Annotated in this window: 17 protein-coding genes and 1 pseudogene; 9 read left to right on the top strand and 9 right to left on the bottom strand. The window is 58.0% G+C overall.

The genetic code is table 11. From position 1 onward, the window contains the following. Positions 1-15 precede the first annotated feature (15 nt). The 3 genes from LRK71_RS04780 to LRK71_RS04790 form a co-directional block, all read right to left on the bottom strand. Complete coding sequence (locus LRK71_RS04780; RefSeq protein ID WP_232401479.1) at positions 16-861, bottom strand: flagellin N-terminal helical domain-containing protein; 846 nt, start codon at positions 859-861, stop codon at positions 16-18. A 214-nt stretch (positions 862-1,075) separates the two neighbouring features. Next, positions 1,076-1,435 (bottom strand): flagellar protein FlgN, encoded by a 360-nt coding sequence (locus LRK71_RS04785; RefSeq protein ID WP_232401480.1) that lies wholly within the window; start codon positions 1,433-1,435, stop codon positions 1,076-1,078. Then, positions 1,428-1,724 carry a rod-binding protein gene (locus LRK71_RS04790; protein WP_232401481.1) on the bottom strand — a complete coding sequence of 99 codons (297 nt, stop codon included), beginning with the start codon at positions 1,722-1,724 and terminating at the stop codon, positions 1,428-1,430. The genes LRK71_RS04785 and LRK71_RS04790 overlap by 8 nt, the downstream gene beginning before the upstream one ends. Positions 1,725-1,852: 128 nt before the next feature. Here LRK71_RS04790 and fliK point away from each other — a divergent pair, with 128 nt between their 5' ends. The 3 genes from fliK (at position 1,853) to LRK71_RS04805 (ending at position 5,292) form a co-directional block, all read left to right on the top strand. Then, positions 1,853-3,655, top strand: a complete 1,803-nt coding sequence (gene fliK / locus LRK71_RS04795; RefSeq protein WP_232401482.1) for a flagellar hook-length control protein FliK — start codon at positions 1,853-1,855, stop codon at positions 3,653-3,655. Positions 3,656-3,658: 3 nt separating this feature from the next. After that, positions 3,659-4,348: a flagellar hook capping FlgD N-terminal domain-containing protein gene (locus LRK71_RS04800; protein WP_232401484.1), complete on the top strand. Its 690-nt coding sequence runs from the start codon at positions 3,659-3,661 to the stop codon at positions 4,346-4,348. A gap of 80 nt (positions 4,349-4,428) precedes the next feature. Then, a complete protein-coding gene (locus LRK71_RS04805; protein ID WP_408635982.1) occupies positions 4,429-5,292 on the top strand; it encodes a phosphotransferase family protein in 864 nt (287 codons plus the stop codon). On the opposite strand, the gene LRK71_RS04810 is transcribed toward LRK71_RS04805, so the two are convergent. From LRK71_RS04810 to LRK71_RS04830, 5 genes are all read right to left on the bottom strand, one after another. Next, positions 5,265-6,584 carry an NAD(P)/FAD-dependent oxidoreductase gene (locus tag LRK71_RS04810; protein ID WP_232401486.1) on the bottom strand — a complete coding sequence of 440 codons (1,320 nt, stop codon included), beginning with the start codon at positions 6,582-6,584 and terminating at the stop codon, positions 5,265-5,267. The two genes, LRK71_RS04805 and LRK71_RS04810, sit on opposite strands and share 28 nt — an antisense overlap. Beyond that, positions 6,584-7,399 (bottom strand): ABC transporter permease, encoded by an 816-nt coding sequence (locus LRK71_RS04815; RefSeq protein WP_232401487.1) that lies wholly within the window; start codon positions 7,397-7,399, stop codon positions 6,584-6,586. Before LRK71_RS04815 ends, LRK71_RS04810 begins: the two co-directional genes overlap by 1 nt. Continuing rightward, the gene (locus LRK71_RS04820) at positions 7,396-8,277 is read right to left on the bottom strand and encodes an ABC transporter permease subunit (RefSeq protein ID WP_232401488.1); all 882 of its coding nucleotides are present in this window, start codon (positions 8,275-8,277) and stop codon (positions 7,396-7,398) included. The genes LRK71_RS04815 and LRK71_RS04820 overlap by 4 nt, the downstream gene beginning before the upstream one ends. Further along, positions 8,277-9,404 carry an ABC transporter ATP-binding protein gene (locus LRK71_RS04825; protein ID WP_232401489.1) on the bottom strand — a complete coding sequence of 376 codons (1,128 nt, stop codon included), beginning with the start codon at positions 9,402-9,404 and terminating at the stop codon, positions 8,277-8,279. Before LRK71_RS04825 ends, LRK71_RS04820 begins: the two co-directional genes overlap by 1 nt. A gap of 122 nt (positions 9,405-9,526) precedes the next feature. Continuing rightward, a complete protein-coding gene (locus LRK71_RS04830) occupies positions 9,527-10,612 on the bottom strand; it encodes a polyamine ABC transporter substrate-binding protein (protein WP_232401490.1) in 1,086 nt (361 codons plus the stop codon). Positions 10,613-10,751: 139 nt separating this feature from the next. Between LRK71_RS04830 and LRK71_RS04835 the strand changes: the two genes are divergently transcribed. The 6 genes and pseudogenes from LRK71_RS04835 to LRK71_RS04860 all read left to right on the top strand — a co-directional run. Then, positions 10,752-11,447: a GntR family transcriptional regulator gene (locus LRK71_RS04835; RefSeq protein WP_408635974.1), complete on the top strand. Its 696-nt coding sequence runs from the start codon at positions 10,752-10,754 to the stop codon at positions 11,445-11,447. 65 nt (positions 11,448-11,512) lie between these two features. Then, on the top strand, positions 11,513-12,907 hold the full coding sequence (locus LRK71_RS04840; protein WP_232401491.1) for an aspartate aminotransferase family protein: 1,395 nt from the start codon (positions 11,513-11,515) through the stop codon (positions 12,905-12,907). A 366-nt stretch (positions 12,908-13,273) separates the two neighbouring features. After that, a complete protein-coding gene (locus LRK71_RS04845) occupies positions 13,274-14,374 on the top strand; it encodes an ABC transporter ATP-binding protein (protein WP_232401492.1) in 1,101 nt (366 codons plus the stop codon). Between the two features lie 75 nt (positions 14,375-14,449). Then, positions 14,450-15,556, top strand: coding sequence for an extracellular solute-binding protein (locus LRK71_RS04850; RefSeq protein WP_232401493.1), 1,107 nt, complete (start codon positions 14,450-14,452; stop codon positions 15,554-15,556). 89 nt (positions 15,557-15,645) lie between these two features. Further along, positions 15,646-16,917, top strand: a complete 1,272-nt coding sequence (locus LRK71_RS04855; RefSeq protein WP_232401494.1) for an ABC transporter permease — start codon at positions 15,646-15,648, stop codon at positions 16,915-16,917. 15 nt (positions 16,918-16,932) lie between these two features. Continuing rightward, positions 16,933-17,778, top strand: a pseudogene (locus LRK71_RS04860) (ABC transporter permease); the annotation flags it as partial. Positions 17,779-17,865: 87 nt separating this feature from the next. Here LRK71_RS04860 and rnr read toward each other — a convergent pair. Next, positions 17,866-20,148, bottom strand: coding sequence for a ribonuclease R (gene rnr / locus LRK71_RS04865; protein ID WP_232401496.1), 2,283 nt, complete (start codon positions 20,146-20,148; stop codon positions 17,866-17,868). Positions 20,149-20,181: the final 33 nt, after the last annotated feature.

A 20,181-nucleotide genomic window follows, 5' to 3' on the forward strand; every position in this document is an offset into this window, starting at 1 on the left:
CCCGGTTCAAGTCGTTTAGCGGAACAGCTGCTGCAGGGTTTCAGGCTGCTTGTTCGCAATGGTCAGCGACTGCACGGCCAGCTGCTGCTGAGTCTGAAGCGCTTTCAGACGGGCAGATGCTTCTTCCATGTTGGCGTCGGTCATTGCAGACACACCCAGTTTCATCGCATCGGTCAGTTTCGATACGAATTCACCCTGGTCCTTCAGACGCGAAGCGTCCGCACCAAGCTGAGCAGCGCCGGTGATGGCGGTGGTCAGGAAGGCTTCGATTTCACCCATTGCAGTGGCAGCGGTTGTTGCATCTGTGATCGCGGTCATGCTGCCAACAAGCATGTTGGCCTGGAAGTCAACAGTATTGATGGTGATGGGAGTAGCCGTAGGTGTGCCAGTAGGACCAACACGGTCCAGCGAGGCAAGAACATTCAGCGAGGTTGTGGTGTTACCGTCAACGTCAGTCGCCAGCAGGTTGGCACCGTTGAACTGCGATGCCGCGATGATGGCTTCGATCTGCTCAGCCTTCTTCGCCATGTCAGCGTCGATGGTGGTATGGTCAACGTTTTCGGATTGCGCCGAAACCGCCAGGGCCTTCATTTCCTTCAGAACGTCAACGATTTGCTCGGCACCGGCAGAAGCAACAGCAACGGTGGCTTCACCAACGTCAAGGCTGTCCTGAATGGCGGTGAAGCCGGCAATGTCAGATTCCATGGTCTTGGAGATAGCCCAAACAGCGGCGTTGTCTTTGGCGCTGCCGACCTTTTTACCAGTGGATACTTCGGCCTGAGTGCCTTCCAGATTGTCGTTCACCATCGACAGAGTCTGGAGTGCAACCATTGCGCCACTATTTGTCAGAATGCTGGTCATAGTATAGTTCCTTTAGCGATCGAGACACTTTGGTCTCTAGTTTTTTCCCAGCCCCGAAGGGCATTTTAGCGTCTTTCTGACAGTGCGTTCCGCCGATCGGCTTCCGCGCCATCCCAGTGATGAGATGCAAGACGACATTGCCGCGAAAGGTGCTAAGGGAGTGCTAATGTCCAAAGGGGCATTTCCTAGAATTTTACTCAACCGCGGCGGATCCTTAGCTGCGTTTTTCCAGCCGTTGACCCATGGCGGTGCCATAGCGGGATTTGCGCCCGGCGCTGTCATATACATCGAGCCCTTTCTTGACCCGGCGCAGTTCAGACATACGGGAGGCAACACTGCGGATACCTTCCATTGCACTGTTGAGCAGCTCTTGATTGCGTGACACCTTTGTCTGCACTTTGCTGAGAGTGCTGCGCTCCAGGTTCTCAATCATGTTGAGTTGCGCGATGACCGCCTCTTTGCGGGTCAGCAGCGCTTGGATCTGTTCCAGCTCGCCGCGCACCAGGGCGCTGCGTTCTTGATCCAGGATGGCGTCCAGCTCTTCGATAAGGCTCTGTGGGGTAAGGTCAGTCATTAAAGGAATCCTTCATTGCGTGATAAAGTGATTCGGCGAGGCCGATGCCGCCGGATTCAGTGATTTGTTCCGCCTGCGCGCGCACGAGGAAGCTGGAGAACTGATCTTCGCCAGCGCCGCCTCCGCCTAGGCCTTCGCGGCTTTTTCCAAGCCCGGCAGATTTCAACATTTCAGTTAGAAAAGAGGCTTCTAGCTTCTTGGCGGCGTCCCGAATCGCATCCTCTTGCGAGGGGCGTTGAAGCGCAGGTGGTGGGGGCGCCGCCTGATGAACTGTTGTCAGATTGGCCATTCCGCAGGTCTCTCCAGTTTAAATCCAGCTTTAGATGATTTTTCTGAGATTGCCCCAAGAGCGGTTAAAATTACCGTAACCGCTTTGCGCTAGTTAGGAGGGCATCGAGATAGAATGTCTGGAATCCTATGCTTACAAGTATACTCTTTGGTCAGGCGCGCTCCGGCGCTGCAGACCCGGCCGGCGCCAAGGCGACACAAAGCCCGACGCGACAGCAAAGCACGCGCAGCTTCTCTGATCATGTGGATGATCGCGCCCGTCGCCGCGAAGCAAATTCCGTTTCCGACAAAGATCGCGCTGATCAACCCGAAAAACAGACTGAAAAAGCTGCAGACAGCAAGACTGTAGAAGCAGGGACAAAGCCTGCCGCACAAAAACCAGTAGTTGCAGCCCAGTCCGACGGAGGCCCGCAGGTCGATGACGCAGTGGCGCTGCCCTTTGATAGTGAACTGACAGGGCTTGCCGATGACAGCGCAGAGGTCCCTGTAATACCGGCTGAGGCAGCAGAAGGCACCGACCTTCCCGCAGCAGACGCCGACCTTACTGCGGAAGACGCCGACCTTACTGCGGAAGACACGGTTGAACTTGGTCTGGTTGCACTGGGCGATACACAGCAAAAGCCTGTGGGCACTAAATCAGGTGATTCGCCTGAGAGCGTCGCGCGGGTGCAAAATATCGCCGCTGAGCCAACCGCCCAGACCGCCCAGACCGCCGTGACAGCAGAAGACGGGGTAGAAATTGCATCGCAAGTTGCCGCAACCGTCAGGGCGGAGCCACAGGGCAGCAAGACACAAAATACTGTAGTGGCCGCTCAGGTGCAGGGCGCCTCTCAGGCGGCAGGTCAGACGAGCGCAACAAAAGTCGCGGTAGAGGCCACCGTTCCCGCCAGTGCAGATTCGCCCAAGGTCGGTGATGTTGATCTATCTGCAACCGAGCGTCAGGCCAGCATGGGAACAACCCAGGCAGCACAGCGCGTGCAGGATGGGGTGAACTGGCAGGTTCAGACCGGGGCAGGCGCGGCCAAATCTGCGGTGCCCCTTGCCGCGGGTGCCGCCGGTAAGGAAGGTGTAGCTCAGGCTGTGCCTGGTCCCGCCGTAGATACAGATCCGGCAACACAGGCTGCTGCAGTGGATGCGAGCGGTAAATCCGCTGGCAGCAAATCACTCGGCCTTGCCGAAACCCTGGCCGCTGTTGGGCAACCGCGCGCAGTGGCTGCCAGTGATCCGGGCCGCCGGGCGCAGGGCCGCGCACACGAATCGCGTGAGGCACAGGCCACCGTGTCAGGCAATGCCGTGACAGGGGCCGCTACGGCGGGCGTGAAATCCGCTGCTGCTGCGCAGATCAGCGCTGTTCAGCAGGCCTTTGCCGCCCAGGTCATGGGCGCTGATGGTGGTGCAGCCGGTGGGCGTGGTGCCGAGGCGCAGCTTTTGGCGGGGGACCCCGCAGTTGATATGCCGGGCCTATCGCAATTGCTGACCGAAGCGGTCTTTCAGCCGGGCACCGTTCATCGCCCTGAAACACCGCGCCTGATTGGCGCGCAACTGGCCCAAGCCTTTGTGGCCAAGGGGGATCGCAACGTTGATGTTGCCCTGAACCCCGAGGAGCTTGGCCGGGTCAAAATGCGGGTCAGCACCAGCGAATCAGGGATTACAGTGGTGATTCAGACCGAACGCCCGGAAACGGGCGATCTGATGCGCCGCCATATCAACGAGCTGGCAGATGAATTCCGCAAGATGGGGTTCGAAAACATCTCTTTTGAATTCAACGGTGGTGGCGCGTCGGGTGGGCAGGCCAAAGGCGACAGCGACGGCCAGACCAGTGCCGGGATATCCGGCACCAGACACAGCGATGATTTGACTGCGGCAGAGGTCGCAGAAACACAGGTACAACATCTCCGGCTTGGAAATGCCGGCGTGGACATGAGGGTTTAAGTGATGACAACTGAAGTATCTTCGGCCAGCTCGGCGGTCACACCCCGCCCGGCAAGCACCGCTGCCAAAGGCGGTACCAACCTGACCTCTGATTTTGACACTTTCATCAAGCTGTTGACAGCTCAGGCAAAATACCAGGACCCGACAGAGCCAATGGACAATACCGAATATGCCTCGCAGCTGGCGGAATTCTCTATGGTTGAACAGCAGGTTCTGACCAATGACAACCTCGGTTCGGCGCTGGATCAGCTGGGTCTGGGCAATATGGCGGCCTTGACCGGCTGGGTCGGCATGGAGGTGCGTTCAGCCACAGCGGCGCATTTTGACGGCACCAAAGCGATCAATATTGCCCCCAACCCTGCGGCCTCGGCGGATGAGGTAACGATGATCGTGCGCAATGCCGATGGCGATGAAGTCAATCGCATCGATTTGCCTGTTTCGGCGGATCCCTATAATTGGGACGGCACCAACTTTAGCGGCGATATCGCGCCGGCTGGCAACTACAGCTTTGTGGTAGAGAGCAAGGTCGACGGTGAAGTGGTGCTTTCCGAGGTGGCCGAAGTCTATACCTCGGTGCGTGAAACCCGGATGCAGGGCAACGACGTTGTCTTGATCAATGACACTGGCGCTGCGATTCTAGCAACCTCTGTGACGGCGCTACGTGATCCTGGTTCTGGCCAAGAAGAGGCTTGATCCAAACGCCGTTGCGCGGTCTAGAGAGAGTGCGCTCTGGCTAAGGAGCGCAAGGATCGGAGAGCAACGCCCTGCAAGGCCTGACCACAGAATTTGACCGGCGATTCTTTCAATCGCTCAAGGGGCAGGGGGTTCATCTCTCTGCGCCCTTGCCGTTTCAGGGGGGGCGGTCCAACCGGGTGTGGCGCTGTGGAGATCAGGTTGTGAAACTCTACCTGCCGCAACAGGCGAATCCACTTTTTGCCAATGATGCAAAACGCGAAGTGGCGGCGCTGACGGCGCTGGCAGGCACCGGCATGGTGCCCCGCCTGCAGCGCAGGGGCAGTTTTGAAGGCCAGGACTGGCTGATTTACGACCATATTACCGGTGTGCCCTGGCAGCGGGATGCGGCGCATGTGGCGCAGCTTCTGGGGCGGTTGCACGATCAACCCGGCTTTTGCGCCTTGCCGCAAGGGCGCAATGGCAGCGCCGAGCTAGAGGCCCAGACCCTCGCGATTCTGGCGCAGTGCGGCGATGTGACGGTGGCGGCGCAGTTGATCGGACAGCGCCCCTTTGGTCAGGTGCCGCCGCTGCGGCAGCTGGGGGTGATCCATGGCGATCCGGTGCCAGGCAACCTGCTGACGCATGATGGCACCCTAACGCTGATTGACTGGCAATGCCCGCAACAGGGCGACCCCAGCGAAGATCTGGCGCTGTTTCTGTCGCCGGCCATGCAGTTTATCTATCGCGGTGCAGCGCTGTCCGAGGCTGAAGAAGACAGCTTTCTGAGCGCCTATCCCGATCCGGCAATTGTGGGGCGATATCTATCGTTAAAGCCTTGGTTCCACTGGCGTATGGCGGCCTACTGCCTCTGGCGTAGCCACAGCGGAGAGCCGTGCGACAGGCACGCGCTGCAGCTGGAGCTGACGGCGCTGGATCAGTCCAGCATCCCCAAGAGAGCATAGGCAGGCGGCATCACCACCCGGCGCGCCCGCCCAAAGGGAAAGCGGCCCATTTTCTGCATCAGTGCCGGATAGGGTAGATCGGGGCGCTTGCCCTGCGCGAGATCTGCCAGAATTCGACCGGCATAGTTGCCCATGGCGACCCCGTTTCCGTGATAGCATAGCCCGGCAAATAATCCCGGCTGCTGCGGCACTGGCCCGACAAAGGGCACGAGATTGCGTGACAGGCAGACCATACCCGACCAGTTATGGGTGGTTTCAACGCTGTGCCAGGCTGGGAACAGCCGTTCAAAATCGCGGCGCAGTTTCTGCCGGATGCCGCGTTCGACACGCGGCGATGACAGCAGGCCGCCGCGCATGCCAAACAGGAACCGCCGATCTGGCATTAGACGGAAATAATGCAGCATGTTGCGGGTGTCATAGGCCATCTGGTCGCTGAACCAGCCCTGCGCCTGCAGATCCTGGTCCGTCATGGGCCGGGTCACCATGGCGGTGGACTGGGCTGGCATATACCGGGCTGACAGCCAGTCGGGCAGATCATCGGAAGAATAGCCATTGGTGGCAATGATGACCTGATCGCTGCGCAAGCTGCCCCGTTTCGTGGTGACGATGTGCTTACTGCCACTGGCCGAAATCTTCAGCGCCGGGCTGTGCTGAAACAGCTGTCCCCCGGCCTTGGTTGCGGCACGGGCCATGCCAAACAAATATTTGCGCGGGTTGAGGCCAAAACCAACCGGCGTGGTCAGTGCACCATGAAAGGTGCCGTTCAGCCCCTGCTTTGCCAGTTGCGCCTTGCTGAAAAGCTCTACCTTGCCACCGCCACGGGTGATGTCGTCGGCCTGCTTTTGCAGCTTGGCCCAGGCGCGCGGGCTATGGGCCATCTGGGTTTCGCCCTTGGAATGGGTATCGGCTTTGATGCCGTGTTTATCCAACAGTCCAGCCACCAGGGCGACGGCCTCTTCTTCTGCCGCTTCATAGAGCGCGGTTTGTGCCGTGCCGTATCGGCGGCGCATGCTGGCGCTGGATAGTTTTGCCCCGCCCACGCAGCAAAAGCCGCCATTGCGCCCCGAGGCCCCCCAACCGGGGGTCTCGGCCTCAAGCACGGCGACGCTGGCGCCGGCCTCGGCCAGATGCAGCGCCGCAGAGAGGCCGGTGAAACCACCGCCTATGACGGTGACATCAACCTGTGCGTCGCCGCTCTGCTCTGGCCAGAGAGGCGCGGCACAGGTTTCGTCCCACCAGCAATTGTCGCGGGGGCCGGGACCATAGGCATAGTCGGAATAGATGCGTCGCATCAGCTGCGCACCGCTGCTTGTTCATCACGTTGCTGGCGCACCAGTTGCCGTTTGTTGACTAGAGATGCGGTGATAACGCCGATGGTGACAATCGCAATCATGATGGTCGACAGGGCGTTGATTTCAGGCGAAACCCCCAGCCGCACTGCGGAATAGATCTTGATTGGCAGGGTGGTGGCCGCCGGTCCCGAGGTAAACGAGGCAATCACCAGATCGTCCAGCGACAGGGTGAAGGCCAAGAGCCAGCCGGAAATCACTGCCGGGGCAATGATTGGCAGGGTGACCAGGCGAAAGGCCTGCGCCGCAGAACAGCCCAAATCCAGCGCCGCCTCTTCCAACGACCGGTCAAAGGTCATCAGCCGTGAGGAGACTACCACCGAGACATAGCACATGGAAAAGGTGGTATGGGCCAAGATGATTGTCAGCACCCCCCGATCAAGGCCGATGCCGATGAACAGCAACAAGAGCGACAGGCCAGTGATGACTTCGGGCATCACCAGGGGCGCGTAGATCATGCCGGAAAACAGCGTCCGCCCCATGAACCGCCCGCCGCGCACCAGCACATAGGCGGCCATGGTGCCCAGAACCGTGGCAATGGTGGAGGACACGACCGCGACCTTGATGGTGACCCAGGCCGCGTTGAGAAAGGCCTCGTTCTGCATCAGCTCTCCATACCATTTTGTGGAAAACCCGGCCCAGACGGTGACCAGCTTGCCGTCATTAAAGCTGAAGATCACAAGAATCAGCATTGGCACATAGAGAAAGGCAAAGCCAAGCGTAAGGGATACGGTATTGAACCAGCTCATGCGTGTCATGTGTCGGCCTCCTGCTGCTTTTGTTGATTGCGCTGGAACAGCACGATGGGAATGATCAAGAGCAGCAAGAGCACCACAGCCACCGCCGAGGCCACCGGCCAATCCCGGTTGGAAAAGAACTCTTCCCACAGGACCTTGCCAATCATCAGCGTGTCAGACCCGCCCAAGAGCGAGGGAATGACAAATTCACCAATGACAGGGATGAAAACCAGGAAGCAGCCGGCAATGATGCCGTTTTTCGACAGCGGAATGGTCACCAGCCAGAATGCAGTGAGACGCGAGCAGCCCAGATCTTCGGCGGCTTCGATCAGGGAATCGTCCAACCGCTCCAACGCGGCATAGATCGGCAGAATCATAAAGGGCAGATAGGTGTAGACGATGCCGATATAGACGGCGGTATTGGTGTTGAGGATGGTCAGCGGCTCTGAAATCACCCCGATCCACAGTAAAAACTGGTTGAGGAATCCTTCGTTCGACAGGATTCCCATCCAAGCATAGACTCGGATCAGAAAGCTGGTCCAGAAGGGCAGAATCACCAGCATCATCAGGGTGGCGCGCCATTCCTCTGGGGCGCGGGCCATGGCATAGGCAATCGGATAGCCCACCAGCAGGGTCATGAAGGTTGAGATGAGGGCGATTTTCAGTGAGCTGAGATAGGCCTTCCAGTAGAGATCATCCTCGCTAAGCCAGATGAAGTTTTCAAAATCCAGCTTTTCTAGAAAGGCGCCAATGCCAGTGGCCCAGTCAAACTGCGGCGTGTAGGGCGGGATAGAGACCGCATAGTCCGACAGCGAGATTTTCAACACGATGGCAAAGGGCACCAAGAAGAGGGCCAACAGCCAAAGATAGGGGGCGGCGATCAGGGCAAAGCGGCGCATCAGTTCGCCAACAAGACGCCAGCCGTGGCGGTCCAGGACAGCCAGACAGTGTCTTCCCAAGTAAAGGCTCGGCGCGAGATCCGGCGGGTATTGGCGCTTTGCGCCTTGATTACAACGCCCGAGGGCAGTTCCACATGATAGGTCGAGATATTGCCCAGATAGGCAATGTCGAGGATCTTGCCCTGCACCACATTGTCGACGTCGGCGGGTTTTTCGGCGTTGATGGTCACTTTTTCAGGGCGGATGGCCAGATGGCAGCTCTGCCCGTCAGAAAAGACGGTGGGGGAAATCACATTCAGCGGCGGCTGGCCATCTTTCCAGGCGACGGAGTAGCTGTCTGGCCCATTGGGGGTTACGGTGCCGTCGATGATATTCACCTCGCCGATAAAGTCGGCGACATAGACTGAATTGGGGTTTTCGTAGATGCGATCCGGGGTCGAAACCTGGATGATCTTGCCATTGTCCATCACCGCAACGCGGCTGGCAACGGTCATCGCTTCTTCCTGGTCGTGGGTAACGATGACAAAGGTGGTGCCGGTCTTTTCCTGAATATCCATCAGTTCAAACTGAGTATCCTGGCGCAGCTTTTTGTCTAGCGCGCCAAGCGGTTCGTCCAGCAGCAGCAATTTGGGGTGTTTGGCCAATGATCGTGCCAGGGCCACCCGCTGGCGCTGACCGCCGGAAATCTGGTGCGGCTTGCGGCGGGCAAATTTTTCCAGCCGGGTGAGGCGCAGCATTTCGTCAACGCGGGCCTCGATATCAGGCTTTGGCATGCCTTCGCGCTTCAGGCCAAAGGCGATGTTGTCCCAGATCGAAAGATGCGGGAACAGGGCATAGGATTGAAACATCATATTGGTGGCGCGCTTGTTTGGCGGCACCGGCGCCATGTTTTGCCCTGCGAGAAAGATCGCTCCCTCGGTTGGGGTGTCAAATCCGGCTAGCATCCGCATCATGGTGGTCTTGCCACAGCCCGAGGGGCCTAGCAGCGCAAAGAACTCTTTTTCATAGATGCCGATGGTCAGATCGTCGATTGCCGTGAATGAACCAAAGCGTTTGGTGACATTCTGGAACTCGATCAGAGGCTTGGCCTCGGGATCGTTCCAGGGTTCGAATACAGGACTGGTCAAGCTGTTTCCCCCGCAGATTCTGAATGCGCAGGGCCGAGTGGCGCGCCTGGCTGTCAGAAATGTGATGCTATTTTGCATGGGCAGGGCGCCCTGGGCACCCTGCAGGATCAGTCACCCGAAGATCAGGTGCCCGATTTGATTTTGGTCCAAAGACGGGTCACAATACGCTGCACCTTGGGGGCATATGGCGTGGTTGTGAACAGGTTCGCCAGTGTTGCGTCATCTGGGTAGATCGCCGGATCGCCAATCACGTCTTCGACCAGGAATTCTTGTGATCCCTTATTGCCGTTGGCGTAATAGACATAGTTCGACGCAGCCGCCATGTTCTGTGGGTCCATGATGAAGTTCAGGAATACATGTGCCGCATCCGGGTTGGGCGCATCAACCGGGATGGCCATCTGGTCAAACCACATTTGCGCGCCCTCGACTGCGGCGTGATAAGCGATGGTGACGCCGTTCTCGGCCTCGGCGGCGCGGTCACGGGCCTGCAGGATGTCGCCAGACCAGCCAACTGCCACGCAGATGTCGCCGTTGGCCAAGGCGTTGATATACTCGGAAGAGTGGAATTTCTGGATATAGGGGCGAATTGCCATAAAGACGGATTCGGCCTTGGCGATCACGTCCGGGTCATGGCTGTTGGGGTCTTCGCCAATGTATTTCAGTGCGGCGGGGATCATTTCGGCAGGCGCGTCCAGGAAATGTACGCCGCAGTCGCCCAGTTTTGCCATGTTGTCTGGGTTGAAAACCAGTTCAAGCGAGTTGATGGGAGCGTCCTCGCCCAAGAGCTCCTGGACCTTGCCAACATTCACTCCGATGCCGGTGGTGCCCCACATGTAGTTGATGGAATAGGCATTGTCCGGGTCGTATTGTTCGGTACGCTCTTCGACCACGTTCCACATATTTTTGTGGTTGGGCAGTTTGGACATGTCCAGCTTCTGGAATGCGCCTGCTGTGATCTGGCGCTGCAGGAATGTGCCGCTGGGCACAACCACGTCGTAGCCGGATCCACCAGCCAGCATTTTGGTCTCTAGCAATTCATTGCTGTCGAAGACGTCATAGATCAGCTCGATGCCGGTTTCGGTTTCGAATTTTTCCAGCAGCGCTTCATCAATATAGTCGGACCAGTTGTAGACGCGCACCTGTTCAGCCATGGCGACAGATCCGAGCAAGGCAAAAGCTGCGGTGGTTGTCATCATTTTAAGTGTCATGATTTTCTCCCTGTGGGTACCGGTGTGAGCCCGGTTGACCTAGATTTGATCAAGTTTTGCTTCGTTCGGCAATACTGTTTATGTTTCCACCAGGCAAATCTTGGTGCAAACTGCCCAAAAATTAGAAGGAAAACCCCACGTGTCGGTGACCAATTCAGCCGTTGAAGCATCCCAGGCAAACCCCGTTGAGGGGGCCAAGCTGCCTGCCCATGAAATCGTCTATCAAAAGCTGCGGGCGCAGATCCTTTTTGGCGAATTGGCACCGGGGCAGGCGGTCACAATTCAGGGGCTGACAGAGTCGCTCGGGGCGGGCATGACACCCGTTCGAGAAGCGATCCGCCGCCTGACCTCAGATGGCGCGCTGGTGTTCCAGGGCAATCGGCGCGTGTCGGTTCCCGTGTTGCGAACGCAAGACATTGACGAGCTGGGTTTTGTAAGAAAAACAATAGAATGTGAGCTTGCTCGCCGCGCTGCGCTGCGTATCAAGCCGGATCAGATTGATCACCTGGAGGCCATTGATGTGGCGCTGGATCAGGCCATTTCCACAGGTGATATCGCTGGCTATCTGGTGCAGAACTACAGCTTCCATGCCGCGCTTTATTCTCATGCTGATGCGCCGATCATGGCGGATCTTGCCGATCGTCTCTGGCTGCGCTTCGGCCCCTCGCTGCGGGTGGTCTGCGGCCGCTTTGGCACCCAGAGCTTTCCCGACCGTCACAAGGACATCATTGTTGCCATGCGTCAGGGCACGCCAGAAAAAGTGGCGCAGGCGATGGAAAAAGACGTGACACAGGGCATGGATCAGGTGAGTCAGGGGCTGGCAGAGGCAAAGTGATTCGATTGACAAAGTGAAATTTGATCATATTCTGAGCTCAATCTCTTACAGATGGAGCGAGTCTGATGAACGTGATCACCAACCATATGCCCACGGCTGAATTGCAGGCGCTGGATGCAGCGCACCACATGCACCCCTTTACGGCCAATGGCGAGCTGGCCGAAAAGGGTAGCCGTATTATCACCCGTGCCACCGGCGTCACCCTGACCGACAGTGACGGCAACGAGATCCTTGATGCCATGGCGGGGCTGTGGTGTGTGAATATCGGCTATGGTCGCGATGAGCTGGCCGATGTTGCCGCACGTCAGATGCGCGAGCTGCCCTATTACAATACCTTCTTTCAAACCAGCCATGTGCCCGCCATCGCGCTGGCCGCGAAGATCGCAGAACTGGCACCGGGTGATCTGAACCATGTGTTCTTTGCTGGGTCCGGATCAGAGGCGAATGATACCAACATCCGCATGGTACGGCATTATTGGGCGCTGAAGGGCAAGCCGGAAAAATCCATCATTATCAGCCGCAAGAACGCCTATCATGGCTCCTCTGTTGGCAGCGGTTCTTTGGGTGGGATGACTGCGATGCACGAGCAGGGCGGCCTGCCGATCCCGGATATTCACCATATCAATCAGCCACATTGGTGGGCTGAAGGTGGCGACACGCCCGAGGATGATTTTGGTCTGGCTCGTGCACAAGAACTGGAAGCGGCGATTCTGGAGCTGGGCGAAGACCGTGTAGCTGCCTTTATCGCAGAGCCGGTGCAGGGTGCCGGGGGCGTCATCGTGCCGCCAGCCACCTACTGGCCTGAAATCCAGCGGATCTGCGACAAATACGAAATCCTGCTGATCGCGGACGAGGTCATCTGCGGCTTTGGTCGGACCGGCAATTGGTTTGGCTCGCAGACCGTGGGCATGCGCCCTGACATTATGACCATCGCCAAAGGGCTGTCCTCTGGCTATGCGCCGATTGGCGGCTCTATCGTGTCGGACGAGGTTGCCGCCGTGATTGGCAGCGGCGAATTCAACCACGGCTATACCTATTCGGGCCATCCCGTGGCCGCAGCGGTGGCGCTGGAAAACCTGCGCATTCTGGAAGAGGAAGACGTTGTTGGCCATGTCCAGAACACAGCGGGCCCCTACCTGAAAGAGAAGTGGGAAGCGCTGGCGGATCATCCTCTGGTCGGAGAAGCCCGGATTGTTGGCATGATGGGGTCCATCGCGCTGACCCCCAATAAGGAAACCCGCGCCGCCTTTGCTTCAGAGGGGGTAACCGTTGGTTATATCTGTCGCGAGCGCTGCTTTGCCAATAATCTCATCATGCGCCACGTCGGGGATCGGATGATCATTTCTCCGCCTCTGGTCATCACGACAGATGAAATTGATGTGCTGATAGAGCGGGCACGGCGCTCTTTGGATGAATGTTATGCGATCCTGCAGGAAAAAGATCTGCTGCACAGCGCATAAGGTATAGGCGAAACGCAGGTCCGGTTTCTTGGTCTTTGGGTGATTTTCCACTGACCAGGCCTATCCTGCTTATTAAACCTGCGTGGAATTTTTGGCCCTGCATAGTATTTGTGCAGGGCCTTTTTGTGGTTGTGGGCTGGGGCCGTATTTCGCACGGAAAGGCCTGTGGGATAGGCCTGATGCGTAAACTATGTCGCAAATTTTACACTAGATGCCGCAATGGGTTCAATTCCAAGGAAGTATGAGCCTAAGCTAACGATAGTTTTGTAAATAAACGATACGGTTGCATACCCTGCCAAGGTTATGCTTACATCGCGACACAAGCGCAGAACCAATCTGCCGACTAATAAAAACGGGGAGCCTGCTTTGGCTGATGCGTCTAATAATGACGCGTTCGTAGAGTTCGAACGCGTACAAAAGAGCTATGACGGTGAGAACCTTGTCGTAAAAGACTTGAACCTCTTTATGCCAAGGGGTGAGTTTCTCACCATGCTGGGCCCCTCGGGTTCAGGCAAAACAACTTGCCTTATGATGTTGGCTGGTTTTGAGACGGCAACCCATGGCGATATCCGTCTTGGCGGCACCTCAATCAACAACATCCCGCCGCACAAACGCGGCATTGGCATGGTGTTTCAGAACTATGCGCTGTTCCCGCATATGACCATTGCTGAAAACCTGGCGTTCCCACTGGAAGTCCGTAAAATCGGCAAGTCGGATCGTGAGGCCAAGGTTAAGCGGGCGCTCGACATGGTGGAAATGGGCGATTTCGGTGGTCGCCGTCCCTCGCAGCTATCGGGTGGGCAACAGCAGCGGATCGCCCTGGCGCGGGCGCTGGTGTTTGAACCTGAACTGGTCTTGATGGATGAACCGCTCGGCGCCTTGGATAAGCAGCTGCGGGAAAAGATGCAGTTTGAAATCACCCATCTGGCGCATCGTCTTGGGATCACTGTGGTCTATGTGACCCACGACCAGACCGAAGCCCTGACCATGTCGGACCGGGTGGCGGTGTTTGAAGATGGTCGCATTCAGCAGCTGGCGCCGCCAGACAAGCTCTATGAAGAGCCGCAGAATAGTTTCGTTGCGCAGTTCATCGGGGAAAACAACACCCTGGAAGGCGTTGTCAAAGAAATCAGCAATGGTGTCGCGCTGGTGCAGCTGGACGGTGGCGAGCTGATCGACTGCAAGCCGATCAATGTCACCAAGCCGGGCGAACGCACCCGCGTGTCGATTCGCCCCGAGCGGGTTGAATACAACAAGGAGCGCCTGACCGAAGGTGTTCATACGCTCAAAGCCGAAGTGCTTGAGTTCATCTATATGGGGGATATTTTCCGGACCCGCCTGCGGGTCGCTGGCAACGATGAATTTATCATCAAGACCCGGAATGCCCCCGACCAAGTGCGCCTGAAACCGGGTCAGCAGATCGAAATCGGTTGGCTGCCCGAAGATTGTCGTGCTCTGGACGCCTAGGCGTCCAAACGCGCAAACCCTGGCATCAATGATCGGGGCTGGAAACCTACGAAAATCAACAAGGAGAGATCTCTTATGAAGATGACCAAATTGTCTGCACTGGCAATGACCACAGCGCTGATCGCGCCTGCGGCCTTTGCCGAAGACATGGCAAACGAACTGACGCTGGTATCCTGGGGTGGAGCCTATCAGGACAGCCAGAATAAAGCCTATGTCGAACCCTATCTGGCGGCAAACGAAGGCGTTAGCGCCGTGTGGGACGAAAGCTCGGCCGAAGCGGTTGCCAAACTGCGCGCCATGAACGAAGCCGGCAATGTGACCTGGGATCTGGTCGACGTTGTGGCCTCGGATGCGATGCGTCTCTGTGACGAAGGTCTCGCCGCAGAGCTGGACCACGACGCAGATCTGGCCGCCGCTCCCGATGGCACCCCTGCCACGGAAGACTTTGGTGATCTGCTGGTTTCTGAGTGCTTTGTGCCACAGATCGTTTACTCGACCACCTTTGGCTACCGCACCGATCTGGTGGGCGCCGAAGCACCAACCTCTGTTTGCGACATCTTTGACCTGGCCAAATTCCCAGGCAAGCGTTCGCTGCAAAAGCGTCCAATCGACAACATGGAATGGGCGCTGTACTGCGACGGCGTTGCCAAGGACGAAATCTATGACGTTCTGGGCACCGACGAAGGTGTGACACAGGCGCTGAACAAGCTCGACAGCATCAAAGACAGCGTTGTCTGGTGGTCTGCCGGTGCGGAAACTCCGCAGTTGCTGGCCGATGGCGAAGTTGTGATGGGTTCGACCTACAACGGGCGTCTGTTCTCGGCGATCGCCGAGCAAAACCAACCAATTGGTATGCTCTGGGATATGCAGTCCTTTGATCTTGACGGCTGGATCGTTCCCGCTGGCCTGCCTGCAGATCGCAAAGCCCGTGCCATGGACTTCCTGAAGTTCGCCACCGACACCCAGCGTCTGGCTGATCAGGCTGCCTATATCTCTTATGGTCCTGCGCGCGCCTCTTCGGCACCGCTGGTTGGCAAGCACGCAGTGCTGGGCATCGAAATGGCGCCTCACATGCCAACAGATCCTGCCAACTCTGGCAATGTGCACACCTATGACTACGAATGGTGGGCAGACAACCGTGACGATCTGGATGCAAAATTCCAGGCTTGGTTGCTCCAATAATCTGACCTCGTTGTGAGAACGGGAAAGGGCCCGGCATTGTCTGGGCCCTTTCTCCACCAATCAAAAAAGACCCGACGGGGACCCCCACCATGAGTGACACCACCCAAAATGGCCCTGTGCTGGCCGCTGATGGCACGCCGCTAAAGCGTAGCCTCGCGAAGGCACTGCGGCTGCAGAAGCTCAGGGCTTTGATGCTGATTGCACCGCTGCTCTTGTTTATTCTTGTGACCTTCATCCTGCCTGTGGGCGACATGCTGTTCCGCTCTGTGGACAACCGCATCGTTCAAGAGGTTCTGCCCAAAACCGTTGTCGCCTTGGAAAGCTGGGATCCGGCCTCAAGCGAACTGCCAGACGAAGCCGTATTTGCGGCCCTGGCCGTGGATATGAAGGCGGCGGCCGAACTTAAGGTTCACACACGTGTGGCCAAGCGACTGAACTATGAAAACCCTGGCATGTCCTCGGTGTTTCGTAAATCCGGTCGTAAGATCCGAAAATGGGATGTTGAAAACGATGGTCCCTATAAGGAACGCCTGATCGAACTGAACGAGGGCTGGGCCGATCTTGAATTGTGGCGCACCATCAAGACCTATTCCGGCACGCGGACGGCGGGGTATTTCCTCAATGCGGTCGATCTGAAGCTGGGTGCCGAGGGGGTGGAAATCCGCCCCGAGACAGAGCGCATCTACAATACCATGCTGGTCCGCACCATGCGGATGTCGCTGATCATTACCTTCAGCTGCATCATGCTGGGTTATCCAGTGGCCTGGTTGCTGGCAAACCTGCCAACACGCAAAGCCAATCTCTTGATGATCCTGGTCTTGCTGCCCTTCTGGACTTCCTTGCTGGTTAGAACGTCATCTTGGAAAATCCTTCTTCAACAACAGGGGGTTATCAATGATGTCCTGGTTTGGATTGGTCTTGTCGCGGATGACAACCGGCTTGTGCTGATCAACAATGAGCTGGGTACTATCATTGCGATGACCCATATCCTGCTGCCCTTTATGATCCTGCCGATGTATTCGGTGATGCAGACGATCCAGCCCACCTATCTGCGGGCGGCAAAATCGCTGGGTGCGACCAACTGGACGGCCTTTTGGCGGGTGTATTTCCCGCAGTCGGTGCCGGGCATTGGTGCCGGGTCGATCCTGGTCTTCATTCTGGCGGTTGGGTACTACATCACCCCGGCCCTGGTTGGCGGGACCAAAGGGACCTTCATTTCTAACCTGATTGCCTATCACATCTCGACATCGGGTAACTGGGGTCTGGGCGCTGCGCTTGGTTCGATCCTGCTTGCAGTGGTGCTGCTGCTGTACTGGGTCTATGACAAGATTGTCGGCATCGACAACGTGAAGCTGGGGTAACCGACAATGAGTGCACTTCCTCCATATGCGACGACAGGCCAGCGGGCTTGGTACTACTCTTTCCGGGTGATCTGTGGGTTGATCTTTTTCTTCCTGATCGCGCCGATCGTGGTGATCATCCCTCTGAGCTTCAACGCGCAGGACTTCTTTACCTTCACCCCGGAAATGCTGCGGCTGGATCCAGAAGGGTTTTCGCTGAAACACTATCGGGATTTCTTCAGCAATGATTCCTGGCAAAGCGCGATGTGGAATTCGCTGAAGATTGCCCCCATGGCAACGCTGCTCTCGGTCAGCTTTGGCACATTGGCGGCAATCGGGCTAAGCCAGCAGCATGTGCCGTTCCGGCGCGCGATCATGGCGATCCTGATTTCGCCAATGATTGTGCCGCTGATTATTTCAGCTGCGGGGATGTATTTCTTCTACAGCCGGATTGGCCTGCAGGGCACCTACCTTGGGGTGGTGCTGGCCCATGCGGCATTGGGGATTCCCTTTGTGATCATTACTGTAACGGCAACGCTGGTGGGATTTGACCGCTCGCTGACACGTGCGGCGGCCAATATGGGCGCGGATCCGGTGACCACCTTCTTCCGCATTCAGATGCCACTGATCCTGCCTGGCGTGATCTCGGGCGGCCTGTTTGCCTTCATCACCTCGTTTGATGAAGTCGTGGTGGTCCTGTTTGTTGGCTCGGCTGGTCAAAAGACCCTGCCTTGGCAGATGTTTATCGGGCTGCGGGAACAGATCTCACCCACCATCCTGGCGGTTGCGACAATCCTGGTGGCGATTTCGATCCTGCTGCTGACGACGGTGGAACTGCTGCGCCGCCGTTCGGAACGTCTGCGCGGGATTACCCCTAGCTAACCTTCTGAAATATCCAGTAAAAACAAAGGCCCCGCAGATCTCTCTGCGGGGCCTTGCGCGTTTTGCTGGCTTTGTCGGCGCGCTGCTTCAGCTCTTGCGCTTGCGTTCGGTTTTACGTTTGAGCTTGGCCGTCTTGTGCTTGGACCTGTTGCTTTTGCGTTTAACGGTACGCCCGGCAGGGCTGCGCCTGCCGCCGCCAGCACCGCGGACATTGCCCTTTGGCAGCTCGTCTCCTTCGATGGATAGCAGCTCCAGCTCTAGTCCGCCGGTGACGGGCGCGGCCTGGGTCAGGCGTACGGTGACCCGCTGGCCGATGGAAAGGGTCAGGCCGGTATCAACCCCCATCAGGGTGTTGCCCTCGGCGTCAAAGTGGAAGAACTCGCGCCCGATTGTGCGCACGGGCACCAGGCCATCGGCGCCGGTTTCATCCATTTTCACAAAGGCCCCAAATCGGGCTATGCCGCTGATCCGACCAGTGAATTCAGTACCAACCCGTTCCGACAGATAGGCCGCGAGATAGCGGTCGGTGGTGTCACGTTCGGCAATCATTGATCGGCGTTCGGTGTCTGAAATATGGGTGGCCGTCTCTGCCAGGCCTTCAATCTCGCCAGACGACAACCCATCGTCGCCCCAGCCATGTGCTGTGATCAAAGAACGATGAACGATGAGATCGGCATAGCGCCGGATCGGCGAGGTGAAATGCGCGTAGTTGCGCAGTGCGAGGCCAAAATGCCCAAAGTTTTCAGGCGTATAATACGCCTGCTGCATGGATCGCAGGGTGGAAATATTGATCAGCTCTGCGTCATCTGTCCCCGCCGCACCATTCAGCAGCGCGTTCAGGTGGCGGGTCTGCAGCACCTGCCCCTTGGCGAGCGGAAAGCCCGCCGCCATGGCGGTTTCGCGCAGCGATTCCAGTTTTTCCGGCGCCGGCTCTTCGTGCACCCGGAACAAGAGCGGCGAGTGCTTCTTGATCAGGGTTTCGGCGGCGGAGACATTGGCAAGGATCATGAATTCTTCGATCAGGCGATGCGCGTCCAGCCGGTCGCGGAAGGCGACCGATGTCACCTCGCCACTGTCGCTGAGGATGATTTTGCGTTCCGGCAGGTCCAGATCCAGCGGTTCGCGCCGCCCGCGGGCCGCCTTTAGCGCCTCATAGGCGGCATAGAGCGGTTTGATCACCGGCTCCAGGAAACGCTCGGTCCGCTCGCTCACTTGCCCGTCTATTGCGTCCTGCACCTCGGTATAATGCAGCGAGGCGGCAGATTGCATCAGCCCGCGCACAAAGCGATGAGAGATCTTGTTGCCCTCGGCGTCGATCTGCATGCGCACGGCAAGACAGGGGCGTGGGACGCCCTCATGCAGCGAACACAGATCGCCCGACAGCCGGTCTGGCAGCATCGGCACAACCCGGTCGGGGAAATAGGAAGAGTTGCCGCGCTTGCGCGCCTCGCGGTCGAGTTCGCTGCCGGGGGTGACATAGGCGGCGACATCGGCAATCGCCACCCAGATGATATGGCCGCCGGGATTTTTCGGGTCGGTGTCGGCTTCGGCATAGCAGGCGTCATCATGGTCGCGGGCATCTGCCGGGTCGATGGTAACCAGCGGCATCTGACGCAGATCTTCGCGCCCTTTCAGGCCCATGGGCTTGGCGGCATCTGCTTCGGCCACGACCTTGTCGGGGAAATCATCGGGTATGCCGTGCTGGTGAATGGCGATCAGCGATACAGCCTTGGGGGCCGAAGGGTCGCCCAGACGGTTGAGGATCCGGGCGCGCGGCAGACCCATGCGACCCTTGGGGCCGGCCTGTTCTGCCTCTACCAGTTCCCCATCCTGGGCGCCTAACATGGCATCCGCCATCACCGCCCATTCGTTGGCCGAGGCTTTCTCGATCGGCACAATGCGGCCGCCTTCGGTGCCTTTGCGGAAGATCCCGATCACGCGCTTGGGATTAACGCCAATGCGGCGAATCAGCCGGGCCTCATAGTGGTGATCGCTGCCCTCAACCTTGGTAAGCCGTGCCAGAATGCGATCGCCCTGGCCCAGGGCGGGCCCGGCCGGGGTGGTGACAACCAGAACGATGGGTTCGACACCTTCGCCGTGCCATTCCAGCGGCTGGGCATAAAGATCGCCATTGTCATCTGGTGCCTTGATCAGCAGCACGGTGACGGGGGGTAATTGTTCTGGATCGCGATAGGTCTTGTTGCGCTTTTGCAGGTGGCCTTCGGCCTCCAGCTCTTTCAGCAGGCGCTTTAGGTCGATACGGTCGGCGCCCTTGATGCCAAAAGCCTTGGCAATGTCGCGTTTCGAGGTCTGGGTCGGGTGGGCGCTGATCCAATCGAGGATCTCTGCCTTGGAGGGGATACGGGTCATATCCTTCGCCTAGCATGGCTGGCCCGGCAGGTC

The organism is Pseudophaeobacter flagellatus (genome assembly GCF_021228235.1).
In the GTDB taxonomy this organism is placed as follows: domain Bacteria; phylum Pseudomonadota; class Alphaproteobacteria; order Rhodobacterales; family Rhodobacteraceae; genus Pseudophaeobacter; species Pseudophaeobacter flagellatus.